Origin of the sequence: Chelativorans salis, assembly GCF_025336525.1 — a bacterium.
Taxonomy (GTDB): domain Bacteria; phylum Pseudomonadota; class Alphaproteobacteria; order Rhizobiales; family Rhizobiaceae; genus Chelativorans; species Chelativorans salis.
The window spans coordinates 172,268-184,609 of record NZ_JAOCZP010000002.1 but is presented as its reverse complement, the minus strand read 5'-3'; the positions used below and the strand labels follow the sequence as shown (position 1 = coordinate 184,609).

Genomic DNA, 12,342 nt, shown 5'->3' with positions numbered 1-12,342 from the left:
CTCTCTGCTTCTATTCCTTTTTCCCGCCCTCCGGCACGTGTTCCTTTGCCTTTCCGGCCGGCGGTGCGTTGTCATTGGCCTGAGCCTTCTGCAACGCCTCGTGCTGCTCGCGTGCCATGCGCCTCCCGATCAGCCGTGCCAAGGACAACACCGCCTTGTCAATTCGCTGCCAAGGCGCAATGTCAGCATCCTCGGCATTCTCCACTCCCGGCCGCACCTTGTCGTTGGCTGGGGCGAAATACTGTCTCTTCCAATCGCGCCTGTCCTGCATGCCTCGGCTCCAATCCTGCCCAAATCGCAGCAGCATTGTCCAGGACGTGCGTCGGGAAAAGGGTGCATCTTGCTTGCGTCATAGCCCGTCGCGCAAAAAGGAAGATCTTCGCAGCGAGAGCGCACGACATCGTGTTGGGGTGTACTACGAGGCGCCTCGGGCTGTCTCGTGACACCGTTCGTCATCCTTCGGCGCATTCGGGCGTGCGAACGCCGAACGCCGCACATGTCTCCCCGGCAACCGCCCATGCGAATGACCTCGCTCGAAGGCAGAGCGCTCCGCTCGGAGTACACCTTCCAGGCTGCCCTGCGAGGCGCCGGACCATGAAGCCGGTTGGTCAAGCCCGGCAGCCCGGAAGGGGCGCGCGGGAGGGCGTGGGCTTGACCAACCGGCGCGGGCCGGCAACCTCCCCGGAAGGCTCCAAGGCATGCCGCCAGCATAAGAGCCCGATAGAGTGAACTGAGGCTACCAGGCCCGTTCATCATCGGCAGACAGCTTCACGAACACCTGGAACCAGAAGCGGAAGTCTGCCTCCCGTCCGCCATAGCGGGCCGTGAAGGCGGCCGATGCGGCGGCTGTGGCTGCGGCCGGCCCGTAAAGATCACGCGCCGCCACGGCTGCCTCTTCAGGATCGGCAAGGTCCCAGAACGTGAACTCGGCATCGAGGGCATTGGACTTATGGCTGGTCATTGCCTTCAACTCCCCTCCGGAGCTTTCCAGACCCGAAAGCAGCAGCCGTCCCGGTGGCGGCGCTGATACGGTCCCTTGCGCTCGCTGCCCGGCATGAAGGCGTTTGGGCGCAGCATCTGCCCGATGCGCACGACATCGACCAGCACCGAGCGCACCTGCGGCCATGGAAAGTCGGAGCAGTCCTCCCAGCTCTCGCCTTCGCGCAAGATGGCATCGAGCTTGCCGGCCACACCGGCCAGCGACGTGGCCGGGGTGTGGGTCAGGGTATCGAACACGTCCTGCTCGCGGTCGGACGCCTCCTGCTCGGCCCGTTTGGCAGATGAATAGCCGATCTGAGCATCGGCTTCGTTCCAGCGCGCCTGATGGGCGGCGAGATCGGCTTCGGCGTTGACACGGATGTCGGCCACCGCGGGATCGTCGCCGAAAAGTTCCTCAATGTCCTCGAGCCAGGAGACGGTGACGGTCACGTCTTCGTCCGGCAGATAAACCTCCGCTTGAGGGAAGCCGACGCAGCCGATCAGCTTCGTTTCCAGGCGCTGTTGCTTGCGGCACAGGGCTGCCGTGCTGCGAAATGCGTCCTTCCATTGATGCCAGAGTAAAAGCGCGGGATCGAAGGAAGGGTTATCAGCTAGCGCACCGGCAACCGCCGCCTCATCCTGCAACGGCCACGCGGCCGTTGTCGCCATCGTGCCTAACAGCAAATGCCTGCGGGTGACGGAAGGCAAAGTCGTGGTATCGTCCGAATCAGCCATGATCCGAGCTCCTCAGTAGCTTGGCTTTTGGTCAGGCTGCTGACGGTGATTTCGGCACCTTCAGCAGCCGCATCACATTATATGCATATTTGCACTTTTTGTGCAACGGATATCAGAGAACAATGGAAGTGACCCCATCTCAAATCCGTGCGGCCCGCGGGCTTCTCGATATTTCTCAGCAGGAGTTGGCGGATTTATCGAAGGTTAGTTTGCGAACGATCGTGCAGATCGAGCGTGGTTCAAAACCGCCGTCTGCATCAATCGTCCAGGCTCTGGTGCTCTCGCTCGAAGCGGTCGGGATTGAGTTCATTTCACAGAATGGCGGCGGTCCTGGCGTTCGGCTGGCGCGACCGATCGACGGTGAGTGATCATCTGAGCGGAATAGGCGACTCAGACCGGAAGGAGACCTTGGCCATACCCGCGGGAAATGACTGCTTCGCGCCTCATTTGTAGCCTTCCTACGCGCCCCTATAGTTTCCCATAAGCTGCCGTAGATGCAGGCTTGCTATTCTGCAGATTGGGACGTCACCTTTCCTACAAGAACAATGTCACCATCTGTTGGGCGGTCATCTGACGCGCAGCGACGCTCAAGCAAGTTCGACAGACTTTTCGGACGAGATCGTTGAAAGAGGAGGCATTCATTTAGTCATACCCGCTGGCATCAGCCGCTTCGACCCACTATGTTCGGGCTTGTGGGGAAAAATAGAGCTAGATTGGCTCTGCCAGGGGGGAAAGACAACTTGAAGGCAGTATTCGTTCACCTGTCCGATATCCAGACTAACCGCAAAGCGAGGACATTTCAGGGGAGGCACGCCAGGCTGCACCGCCACGACGTTCCGGTAACAAGCGCAATACTGGGATCAAGGTGGGGCGCCGGGGTTCGTGTTTGCCCGACGCCCCACCGCGAGTGCCGTTCAGGGGGCGGGGAAAGCGGCACTCTGTGGCTGGGAAAATGCGTCCTCTAGAGGGAAGACCCCGGCGGCTCGTATCATCTACGTCGAGCCTTACCGGGGCCAATGCACTTCCCCCTACCACAGATGCCGCTTGCGAGCTGAAAGGCCCTAGCGGCCCACAGTGCCCCTTCGTGCAAGCAAGCATTTAGCCACCTTCGCGACTTCCCGGCAATCCGCCCATTGTGGGTAGGAAGCTCAGCCATGGTAGCTAGGTGCTATATCCTCCCTGAGGTCGCGGCCTGCTGAAAGTATGCCCGGCTACCGCGTACCGCTCCGGCCGTTGCACAGGATGGGTGAAGACCAAATCGTGCTTGGCGACGAGTTCATCGCCATCGGCTATGTGCCGGGCAAAGGCTTCGGCGGGATCGGCAAGGTGCTGCTGCCACAATTAGGGACGGTAGGCCCTGCCTATGCTGACGGCATCGGGACTGGTTTCAACACAGAGTCCGAACCTACGTTGAAGAAGCGCCTGGACACCATCCGAACTGAGAGGTCACCGATTACAGGACTGAAAGAGAAGGGCGTCGTCTGGGCTCGGCCGGAGGTGGTGGTAGAGGTGGAATACCGCGGTTGGACTGAGGGCGAGCAACACCTGCCTCACCCATCCTACAAAGGCAGTCGCGATGACAAAACGGTCGCCGCCCTTTGGCATCCAAGCAGATTCGGCGCCCGGCCCGCGGCACCTAGGGCGTGGCCGTGGGCCCGGCCGGGGCGGGACATCTGGCGGTTCGTCCGGTGGAATTGGCCGCGGCGGCTCCGGCTTCGGTCCCGGAGGTTGTGGTGGCGGTTTCGGCGGGAAAGCCATTGGTTGTCTCCTCGCTGAGGGAACTGTCGTCCACCGACATCGGTTCCAGTGCCGCCAAAAGCGCCCGAACCAATGGAAAAACCCGGCCACCGCAGCAGCCGGACTACATTATTGGCATGAATACCCGATCAAACGCCTTGGGAGCTCCATAACTGGCCGGAATGGTCGTAGTAGGCCACAACCTCCCTCCAGGTCCTATAGACGGCTCCAAGTCTCCGCCCCTCCTCCAAGTCCTCGTCGCCGTCCATTTCGTCGAGGAGGTTCACGAGCACCTCGACCGTCGTTTCCAGGCGCAGGCGCGGCGGCGATGGCGTCATGCTGATGAAGATGGTCGGGCCCGCTCACTGCGAGATCCTCCCTTTGACCATAATGCCGAGCAGCACCTCTATGGCTTCAGCGGGACAAATTCGTTTCGATAACCCCAGAAGTCACTTCGCCTCGGGATTGCGGCGCGTGAACGGCTCGGGCATCATCAGCCGGCATTTTGCTCCTCCCACTGTCCTACACGAGCGGGAAACCTTTGCACATCGCTCTTCGCGAGATCGTCAATTCCGCAGGCCGCCTCATAGCCATGCTGGCGGTTCTCCTCGCCCTCGCCGGCTGCACGACCACTGCAGTTGTCGCACCCGCGGTGAAGCCGCTGGTGTCGGAAAAATATGCCGCGATCGTGATCGACGCCAATACGGAACAGGTTCTCTACGAAGAGGCCTCGAATGTGCCGCGTCATCCCGCCTCGCTCACTAAGATGATGACGCTCTACCTTCTCTTCGAGGCCCTGGATTCCGGCCGCCTCAACCCTTTGAGCCAGATACCGGTTTCCGCCTACGCTGCGTCTCGCCCGCCGTCAAAGATCGGCCTGAGGGCGGGCCAGAGCATCGATATCAACACGGCCATTCTCTCACTTTGCGTCAAATCCGCAAACGATGTGGCCACGGCGGTCGCGGAATATCTGGCCGGTTCGGAGGAGCAGTTCGCAAAGATGATGACGGCGAAGGCGCGCCAACTCGACATGCGCTCCACCATATTCCGCAATGCATCTGGACTACCCGATCCCGAGCAGATTACGACAGCGCACGATATGGCGTTATTGGCGATGGCGCTGCACAAGCGCTTTCCCCACCATTACCACTATTTCTCCAACCGCAGCTTCTCCTACGCGGGCAAAACGATCGAAGGACACAACGATCTTCTTGGCCGCGTAGACGGCGTCGATGGGCTCAAGACGGGCTATATCCGCGCTTCCGGTTACAATCTCGCTACCTCCGCCGGCCGCGGCGGACGGCGGGTTGTCGCGATCGTAATGGGTGGGGAGACCGCCAAGGCGCGGGACGCGCACATGGAAGAGCTGATCGAGACATATTTGTCCCGTGGCGCGCCGATCTAACCGACAGGGGAAGGCGCGGCCCGGGAGATAAGGGCTGCTCCTTCACTTCAGATGCTCATACCTCGAAAGTCAATCAAACAGAAGAGCTTCCATCCCTCGAACTTCCTGTAGATAGCGCTTTCAATGTTGTTCCCCGCTGAAGGGAGGTCCGCTTCGCACCATGGCACTTCTTGAACTTCTTGCCCGATCCGCAGGGGCATGGGTCATTCCCACGGCGCTGGAGCTTTGCGATAAGTGGCAACATCATTGAGGAAGGAAACAGCCTGGCCGTCAGAATTGCCAGCTTTGACGAAAGACCTGGGGCAACGAAGCGGCGGCGGGATCTAAAGCTCCGCCAGGCTTTCTCGGCCACCACTTCAGGAGGAAGCGCCGGCAGGAACCGGAAAAGGATTGTCTGTCTTGCCCCTGAGACCCCCAAGAATTCCGTCCGCACCGGTCCTGGCGCCACGCATGTGACCGTCACGCCTGCGTGGCGAACCTCCTCATGTAGCGCCTGCGAGAAGGAGCGCACGAATGCCTTGCTGGCGTAGTAGACAGCCATGTAGGGCCCGGGGGTGAAGCCGGCCACAGAGCTGAAGTTTATAATCCCGCCCCGCCGGCGCACCGCCATACCCGGCAGGAACCGTAGCGTGACATCGCTCAAGGCTCGTATATTGAGGTTGATGATGTCCATCTGCTCGTCCACGGGAAGGGTGTTCGCCGCACCGCGCAGACCATAGCCAGCGCAGTTGACGAGGACATCGCAAAAGAGGCCTTGCTCTGACAGAAAGCGTTCGATGCGCGCGGGAGCATGCTCAGCCAGAAGGTTCAGCTCGAGCGTGAAGCTCTCGGCACCCGCCTCACGCACCTCCTCCGCCACGGCCTGAAGACCGTCTGACGAGCGTGCAATTAGGACAATTGCGCTACCTTCCCGCGCAGCAATCCGAGCGATCGCCCGCCCAATCCCCGCAGAGGCTCCGGTGACGACCACGGCGGGACGCAAGTCACCCCGCGCGCTCATGGCACAGCTCCAGCGCTAGCATCGTCCTCATCCGGTAAGCCCTTCTCCTCCGCACGAATCGCCACCACATGGCCTACCTGCACGGCTCGCTTTGAATTATGGGGCTGGCCACATCGCTGGCAAGCTCATTCAACTCCCTAGCGACGGCTTCGTTCAGAATGTTTTCAAACCTCTCCAGCGCGCGGGCGACGTCGGCGCCATCCATGACCCGGTGGTCGTAATGAATGCGGACGTCGACGGAACCATCCTCTCCGATAGGGCCGTAGTTGAGAAGTGTCGTCAACGGTGTCAGCGGGTTCAAGGACTCCGCTCCAAGTGCGGAATAGACGGAGAACTGGAAAGTGCCGAAAAAGTTCGCCCGCTGCCGTCCGAGGTTGAGCCCCAACCACATAAGGAGCCGTCGCACCGGCGCCGGCGCGCGGGCAAACTTCAACGCACGCCGGAACTCCCTGATCTTCAGGACTGGGCGGGAGCGCGCCGCTAGCAAGCGGGTGTTCAGATCCGGGATGGAATACCTCTCCGGGCCTTTGATAAGGCTCAGAAGGACGGCACGTTCGCCTTCATAGTCCCGCTCATGGGCAATCGATGCGACGCTTGTGGGGTATTCATAGAGCTGCGGCCAGGGCAACTTAACATAGGCACGACGCAGCCCCGGCGTCTCACAGGCCAGAAGTGCATAGCCCTTCAGGAAAATCGCGGTCCACGAGGGCCTTGGATGCAGTACTTTTCTCGCCTCCAGCAGTGGACCAAGATGCATCCGCCGCTGGACGGTAACCCTCGGAATTCCAATGGAAAATCTCATCAGGTCGCCGACGAGGCGCCTGGGCGCCGAAAGCTTTACGGATCGACCGCGCATCACGCCACTCTTTCACTAATAGAGATAGGGAATGATCCTCTTGGTTCTCTCCATGTAAGCACGGTACTGCGGACCAAAGCTCTCCAGCATTATATGTTCTTCCTTGCCGATCCGCAGAAAAAAGAGAAATGCGAAACCCGCCAATCCTGCCAGAGCGACAACCCAGTTCGACAGCAGAAGGGCCTGGCCGACCGCCATCAATAGAAAGGACGTATACATCGGGTGGCGGACCACGGCATATGGCCCGATGCAGACAAGCTTGTGCTTTTCACGTATTTCCAGGCTGATCGACCAGTTCCGTCCAAGGGCTTTGTGGGAACTACGAAAAAGCCAAAGAGCACAGGAGAAGAAGGCGGTCCCGAGAGCGATTGTCGACAGACCGGCCGGATAATCGCCGGCTGCTGGGAAACCCGTGAAGACGTAGAGTGCCGGGAAGATAGCAAGACCGAAAAGAGCCAGTGCCAAACCAACCGTGTCCGGAAGGGAGCGGTCATTCCTTACGACCCGTACGCGTCTGGCCCGGCGCTCGAAGGGATAGCGGATGATGTACCAGGCGACCACGCCCACGACCCAGAGAGCTTCGCCGGCCGTGTCCAGGGTGATGTTCATTCCTGCCTCACCGAGAGGTTGCCGCGCACGGCAGAGCCGGCGCAGCGCGGTGTATAATGCTGAGCCCCTTCGCTACTTGACGAGTGGTCATCCCTGGAGCGCAGCTTGGTTTCACGTGGACGTTCAGGCCGCCTGCCGGGTGGTGCCAATCGCATTCGCGCCGCCGTTCATCTGGCGTAGCTTAGTGATGAACTCCTGCGGCTTGAGCCAGATGAAGGGAGTTCTGTATCCCATGAAGCTCGCGATCTCCCCCACAAAAGCATTGCAGTTATACAAAGCTGCATGCCACATCGGCGAGTCGCGCTGCAAATCGCGGATATAGGCGACCACCTTATCGTACTCTGGCTTGCTCAGCATCACGCGCCAATTCGCCGACATGTACTCGTCTTCCAGGTCACCATCGCTCCACCCGGTCTCTGCAGGCACCGGCACCAGATGGCCGAGCATGTATGGGACAGCGCTGTCGGACGCCGGATGAAGGCCGGCAACCTCGGGATTTATCATATTCCCTGCCTGATCCAGGCGTCCGAAAATAACGAAGGAATGACCGTAGCTCAGCGCGTAACGGGAGCGGAATTCAATGAAGTACTGTCCTTCGCCCTGAGGTGACGCGGTCGCCAAGTCATCGCCATGCGCCGGCGGTTCCGACTGCATGACAATCTGAGAAGTGTCCTGCAGGGAGCTGTTTTGGACAGTCTCTACCGCGCCCGTCTCTCCGCTCGTCTGGCAGGAAGCTACGGAAAGGGCGAAGAAACCGATGAGGACCCAGCGGCCGATCATAGAGCCAATTTCAAGCATGCGCGCTCCATAGCGAGCCCACGCAAAATCTTCCCTCTCCTCCGCCTACGACAGCATGTACTGCAAAGCGGAAGCCGGCCCAGGAAAACCAATTTAAATGGATAAGGGCCCGATGGCCCTTATCCATATCGCCTAGGTCAACGTTACTTATAGACCGGTGCGGGCGCAGGCGCTGGCTCACTCACAGCGACCGGCGGCGGCGCCTTTCCCTTGCCTTTGCCGATGCAGCCGGAAAGGCCAGCAACTGCAATTGCAGTCCCTACAACGATGAGAATCTTGTTCATAAGGCAATCCTTCCCCTCACGTATTGTCGAAGGTACATCCAGATAATTAGCGGCAAAAAGCCACAGAGCCTAGTGCAGGAAAGACACAGCGACACTCCGTTAACAGGAAAAGATAATATTCCTTGCCGGATTGGAAAGCTCCTCGAGCACAAGCGGCGAATCCCGACCGATACGCCGGGGTTCGCGTACCCGTCTGCTGAAGGATGCGAATCGAGCCGAGCTGAGGGATGCCTCCGGCCGCACCTCCTTTGTTGATTATTATTTTGCCAGGGATGGGCGCCCCTGCCTTTGCGACCCTAGATGATGACCACCGTCGCTCCGACTGGTGTTCGATCGTGAAGGTGGATGATGTCGTCGTTCGTCAGACGGATGCACCCGCTCGATACCGCCTGACCGATCGACCACGGCTCGTTGGTGCCGTGTATCCGATACATCGTGTCGCGACCGCCTCGATAAAGATAGAGAGCCCGCGCGCCGAGCGGATTGTGGATACCGCCGGGGACACCGCCCGCAAACTGCAGGTAGCGCGGCTCTCGCTTCATCATGTTGGCAGTGGGAGTCCAGGAAGGCCACTCCGCCTTGCGCCCTACCTTTAGCCTGCCCGAGAGCGTACGTCCTTCCTTTCCAATACCGACACCGTAGCGCGTGGCCCAGCTGTCATCCTCAACGAAATAGAGGAAGCGGTTGCCGCGGTCCACCACGATCGTTCCGGATCCCTCGGCCCCGTCATACGGTACGCGTTGCCGACGATAGACCGGATCCACCTCGAATTGAGCCATCCGGGCATAGGGATCGGCCGGTGGGCTGGCGGCGGGAGCAGCGACTCTCCGAGGCACCGAGACACACCCGCTCGCAAGGAACGCAAGGCCACTGGCCAGAAGCCCCCTCCGAGTTAGTTTTTCACCAACAACTTTCGTCGTCTTCGACGCGCTCATCACAATACCCGATTTCTTAGCCAAACAGAGCTGCCTTTCCAAGCTGCAAATTGAGGAAGCGACTGTGATCTCATAATTTAGCATTTTGGAGAGATAAAAATCTCACATACCACGATCATCGGTTCCATGGGAAACGGCCTGTCGGCGGGCCTCATCACGCGCACCCTGTTCTGGCCCCTCGGGCTGATCCCCGAGCCGCAGGCGGGCAGTGTGCAGGAGCCATACAGGCGGATCGGCCAAGTGTTCTCCCTGAACCTTGCTCTAATGTCGCTACAACTGCCCTTCTGTGGCAATGGTCGCTGAATTATCACCACTCATCCGCGGCGGCTTCTATTGCAATGCGCGAATGGCGATCGCGAAGACGCGAGCTACATCTGAATGAACCCGGCGCGCAAGAATGGATCGGTGATGCGGGCATCGAGGCGCGCGTAGAGGCGCTGCTTGCGCAGATGACGCTTCAGGAAAAGCTGGCCAGCTGAACCAGTATTCCGGCGGGGCGCCGACCGGTCCCGGCACAAATCGCGACAGCTATGACGAGATGATCGCTGGTGTGCATGTGGGCTCCTTCCTCAACGTAACCGGCGAGGAGGCCAATCGCTACCAGAAGATTGCGGTCGAGCGGTCCCGGCTGAAAATCCCGCTTCTCTTCGGCCTCGACGTCATCCACGGATACCGCACTGTCTTTCCTACGCCGCTCGGGCTGTCGGCAACCTGGGATCCGGGCCTCGTCGAAAGGGCGGCACGTGTCGCCGCCGTCGAAGCCCGTGCGGACGGCGTACGATGGACCTTCTCTCCCATGGTCGACATCGCCCGCGACGCAGCCGGAAGAGCGACGGAAGTGACCCTCAGGTGATGCCATCTCCAGCGAGCATGGTGCAGATCTTGACAGGACGATATCGTCCCTGAAACGCGGCCCACGCTTTGGACGAAGCCTGCCGCCGGCAAGCGCTCGTCCAGTTGTGACACGATCTCAGCTCTTCAGGGGTCGCTCTCTACTGTCGTTTTCCCTTCAATTCCGGCTTGCTTCGATTTTCTAATGACCATGAAGTAGACGAACACGGCCAGCAGGGCGAGGAAGAACAAGCTGTCGGGACTGGTTAGGAATACCGTCGGATCGCCATCGCTCAACGACAGGGAGCGGCGCAGATATTGTTCGAGATCCGGCCCCAGAATGAAGCCCAGCAGAAGCGATACGGTCGGGTAGTTCTGCTGGCGCAGGAAGAAGGCGAAGACGCCGAAGAGCAGTGCCAGCGCCATCTGGAAGATAGAGAAGGTCGCCACGTAGCTGCCGACCAGCGCAACCACGGCGATGGAGGCGTATAATAACCCCTTGGGGATCGACACGATCCGCACGAACCACGGGCCGAGCAGGAACAGCGTCAGGGGTATGAGCACCAGTGCGCTGACGAGGAGCGAGGCGAACATGGGTGCGATGAGATCCGTCTGCGTTTCCAGCAGGCGCGGCCCCGGTTGCAGGCCGTTGATGACGAGCACGCCTAGAACGATGGCCGTCGTCGGATCACCAGGAATACCGAACATGAGCATCGGCACAAAGGCGCCGCCACACATGGAGTTGTTGGCGGCCTCGGCCGCTGCAATGCCTTCACGACTGCCTTTGCCATAATCGTCGGGGCGTCTCGACCGGCGCTTGGCGTCGGCATAGGCTACAAAGGCCGCCATGGAGCCGCCGACGCCTGGCAGGATGCCGATACCGTATCCCAGCAGCGCACTTTTCAGATAGGTTACGATGCCGATCTCTCGGATCTGCGCAAAGGAGGGCAGGAAGTCACGCCGGCGGATGATTGACGATGCCGCCTGCGAAAGGGAAATCCGCAGATCTCCTTGGTTCTGGTGCGCCTGGTAGAGCACTTCGCTGATGGCGAAGGTACCGATGATGATGGGCATCATATCGATACCTTCCACGAGCATCTCGGTGCCGAAATTGAAACGCGGGATGGGCTGCATCACATCGATGCCGATCGTCGCGATCATGACGCCGAGCATGGTAGCGATCAGCCCCTTGGCGATAGCGTCGCGCTGGACGATGACGATCACCACGAGGGCGAATAGGACCAGCGAGAATTTGCCGGGGGTCTGGATAAGCAGCGACGCCTTGGCGGCAAGCGGCATCAGGGCCATGAGCAGAAGCGCTCCCAAACTGCCACCGATCATCGAGCCGAGGGCGGCATGGCCGAGCGCATTGGCGCCCTCTCCCTTCTTCATCAGGGCGTGGCCCTCGATTGCCGTCATCATCGAGGATGGCGCTCCGGGAATATTGATGGTCGTGGCGGTGATGCTGCCGGCATACATGCCCGACATGAAGATGGCCGCGCACATGACTAGCGCCGGCACCACATCCATGGAGTACGTGATCGGCAGAAGCAGGGCGATGGCCAAGACAGAGGTCAAGCCGGGGACTGCGCCGAAGAAGGTGCCGATGACGAAGCCGAGCACCATATAGGCCAGGACGTCCGGGCGGGCGAGCGTGGCGAAGCCCTGCGAGAGCTCGAGAAAAAAATCCATCAGATGACATCCAGAAGGGTTGGCAGCCTGATCCCGAACACGAGCGTGAACAGGCCGTAGAAGACGGCCGTCACCGCGATCGCGTAGAGCAGCCTGCGCAGCGGCCGGCCCTGCTGATAATGGAAGATGTGAAACAGTGCATAGACATAGAGGAGCGTCGCAAGGCTGTAGCCGAACGGCTTGAAGAGGGCGATATAAGCGGCGGTCGCCAGCACGACCGCTACAGGTTGCCAGAAGGCGCCCTTCCCGCTTTCGTCATCCGAAACCAGCTCGCGCCGGATGACATGAACAAGCGCCGCATACATGAGCAACGCCGCCAGCAGCGGTAGGAAGCGCGGCCCCACCACCCCCTCACTGAATTGCGGCGTGATCTGAAACGTCGCCCCGACATAAATCGTCGTCAGAACAAGCAGGAACAGCGGAAAGAGCAGCCGCTTCCTCCAGCGCATTTCTCGCATTGCCATTGGCGGCCTCCTGACATG

At 60.2% G+C, this 12,342-nt stretch carries 16 protein-coding genes; 4 read left to right on the top strand and 12 right to left on the bottom strand.

The window, feature by feature from the left end:
• Positions 1 to 10: 10 nt before the first annotated feature.
• The 3 genes from N5A92_RS06725 to N5A92_RS06715 form a co-directional block, all read right to left on the bottom strand.
• Complete coding sequence (locus N5A92_RS06725; RefSeq protein WP_260901225.1) at positions 11 to 271, bottom strand: hypothetical protein; 261 nt, start codon at positions 269 to 271, stop codon at positions 11 to 13.
• A gap of 465 nt (positions 272 to 736) precedes the next feature.
• Positions 737 to 961 carry a hypothetical protein gene (locus N5A92_RS06720; protein ID WP_260901224.1) on the bottom strand — a complete coding sequence of 75 codons (225 nt, stop codon included), beginning with the start codon at positions 959 to 961 and terminating at the stop codon, positions 737 to 739.
• Positions 962 to 966: 5 nt separating this feature from the next.
• Positions 967 to 1,713, bottom strand: coding sequence for a hypothetical protein (locus tag N5A92_RS06715; protein WP_260901223.1), 747 nt, complete (start codon positions 1,711 to 1,713; stop codon positions 967 to 969).
• Between the two features lie 20 nt (positions 1,714 to 1,733).
• On the opposite strand from N5A92_RS06715, the gene N5A92_RS06710 reads away from it, so the two are divergent.
• Positions 1,734 to 2,081 (top strand): helix-turn-helix transcriptional regulator, encoded by a 348-nt coding sequence (locus N5A92_RS06710; protein ID WP_260901222.1) that lies wholly within the window; start codon positions 1,734 to 1,736, stop codon positions 2,079 to 2,081.
• 835 nt (positions 2,082 to 2,916) lie between these two features.
• The gene (locus tag N5A92_RS27445) at positions 2,917 to 3,489 is read left to right on the top strand and encodes an ATP dependent DNA ligase (RefSeq protein WP_425248545.1); all 573 of its coding nucleotides are present in this window, start codon (positions 2,917 to 2,919) and stop codon (positions 3,487 to 3,489) included.
• A 110-nt stretch (positions 3,490 to 3,599) separates the two neighbouring features.
• Here the strand turns inward: N5A92_RS27445 and N5A92_RS06705 are convergent, their stop codons facing one another.
• Positions 3,600 to 3,788 (bottom strand): hypothetical protein, encoded by a 189-nt coding sequence (locus N5A92_RS06705; RefSeq protein ID WP_260901221.1) that lies wholly within the window; start codon positions 3,786 to 3,788, stop codon positions 3,600 to 3,602.
• Positions 3,789 to 3,991: 203 nt separating this feature from the next.
• On the opposite strand from N5A92_RS06705, the gene N5A92_RS06700 reads away from it, so the two are divergent.
• A complete protein-coding gene (locus tag N5A92_RS06700; protein WP_260901220.1) occupies positions 3,992 to 4,855 on the top strand; it encodes a D-alanyl-D-alanine carboxypeptidase family protein in 864 nt (287 codons plus the stop codon).
• Between the two features lie 73 nt (positions 4,856 to 4,928).
• Here the strand turns inward: N5A92_RS06700 and N5A92_RS06695 are convergent, their stop codons facing one another.
• The 6 genes from N5A92_RS06695 to N5A92_RS06670 all read right to left on the bottom strand — a co-directional run bounded on the left by N5A92_RS06695 (position 4,929) and on the right by N5A92_RS06670 (position 9,337).
• Complete coding sequence (locus N5A92_RS06695) at positions 4,929 to 5,855, bottom strand: SDR family NAD(P)-dependent oxidoreductase (protein WP_260901219.1); 927 nt, start codon at positions 5,853 to 5,855, stop codon at positions 4,929 to 4,931.
• Between the two features lie 73 nt (positions 5,856 to 5,928).
• Positions 5,929 to 6,711, bottom strand: coding sequence for a hypothetical protein (locus tag N5A92_RS06690; protein WP_260901217.1), 783 nt, complete (start codon positions 6,709 to 6,711; stop codon positions 5,929 to 5,931).
• Positions 6,712 to 6,726: 15 nt separating this feature from the next.
• Positions 6,727 to 7,320, bottom strand: a complete 594-nt coding sequence (locus tag N5A92_RS06685; RefSeq protein WP_425248544.1) for a protein-S-isoprenylcysteine O-methyltransferase — start codon at positions 7,318 to 7,320, stop codon at positions 6,727 to 6,729.
• Positions 7,321 to 7,443: 123 nt separating this feature from the next.
• Positions 7,444 to 8,118, bottom strand: a complete 675-nt coding sequence (locus N5A92_RS06680; protein ID WP_425248543.1) for a hypothetical protein — start codon at positions 8,116 to 8,118, stop codon at positions 7,444 to 7,446.
• 143 nt (positions 8,119 to 8,261) lie between these two features.
• The gene (locus N5A92_RS06675) at positions 8,262 to 8,402 is read right to left on the bottom strand and encodes an ABC transporter (protein ID WP_260901216.1); all 141 of its coding nucleotides are present in this window, start codon (positions 8,400 to 8,402) and stop codon (positions 8,262 to 8,264) included.
• 296 nt (positions 8,403 to 8,698) lie between these two features.
• The gene (locus tag N5A92_RS06670) at positions 8,699 to 9,337 is read right to left on the bottom strand and encodes a L,D-transpeptidase (protein WP_260902291.1); all 639 of its coding nucleotides are present in this window, start codon (positions 9,335 to 9,337) and stop codon (positions 8,699 to 8,701) included.
• Positions 9,338 to 9,812: 475 nt separating this feature from the next.
• Between N5A92_RS06670 and N5A92_RS06665 the strand changes: the two genes are divergently transcribed.
• Entirely contained in the window at positions 9,813 to 10,190 is a 378-nt protein-coding gene (locus N5A92_RS06665; protein WP_260902290.1) for a glycoside hydrolase family 3 N-terminal domain-containing protein, read from the top strand.
• Positions 10,191 to 10,315: 125 nt separating this feature from the next.
• On the opposite strand, the gene N5A92_RS06660 is transcribed toward N5A92_RS06665, so the two are convergent.
• Positions 10,316 to 11,860: a tripartite tricarboxylate transporter permease gene (locus tag N5A92_RS06660; protein ID WP_260901215.1), complete on the bottom strand. Its 1,545-nt coding sequence runs from the start codon at positions 11,858 to 11,860 to the stop codon at positions 10,316 to 10,318.
• Positions 11,860 to 12,324: a tripartite tricarboxylate transporter TctB family protein gene (locus tag N5A92_RS06655; RefSeq protein ID WP_260901214.1), complete on the bottom strand. Its 465-nt coding sequence runs from the start codon at positions 12,322 to 12,324 to the stop codon at positions 11,860 to 11,862. The genes N5A92_RS06660 and N5A92_RS06655 overlap by 1 nt, the downstream gene beginning before the upstream one ends.
• Positions 12,325 to 12,342: the final 18 nt, after the last annotated feature.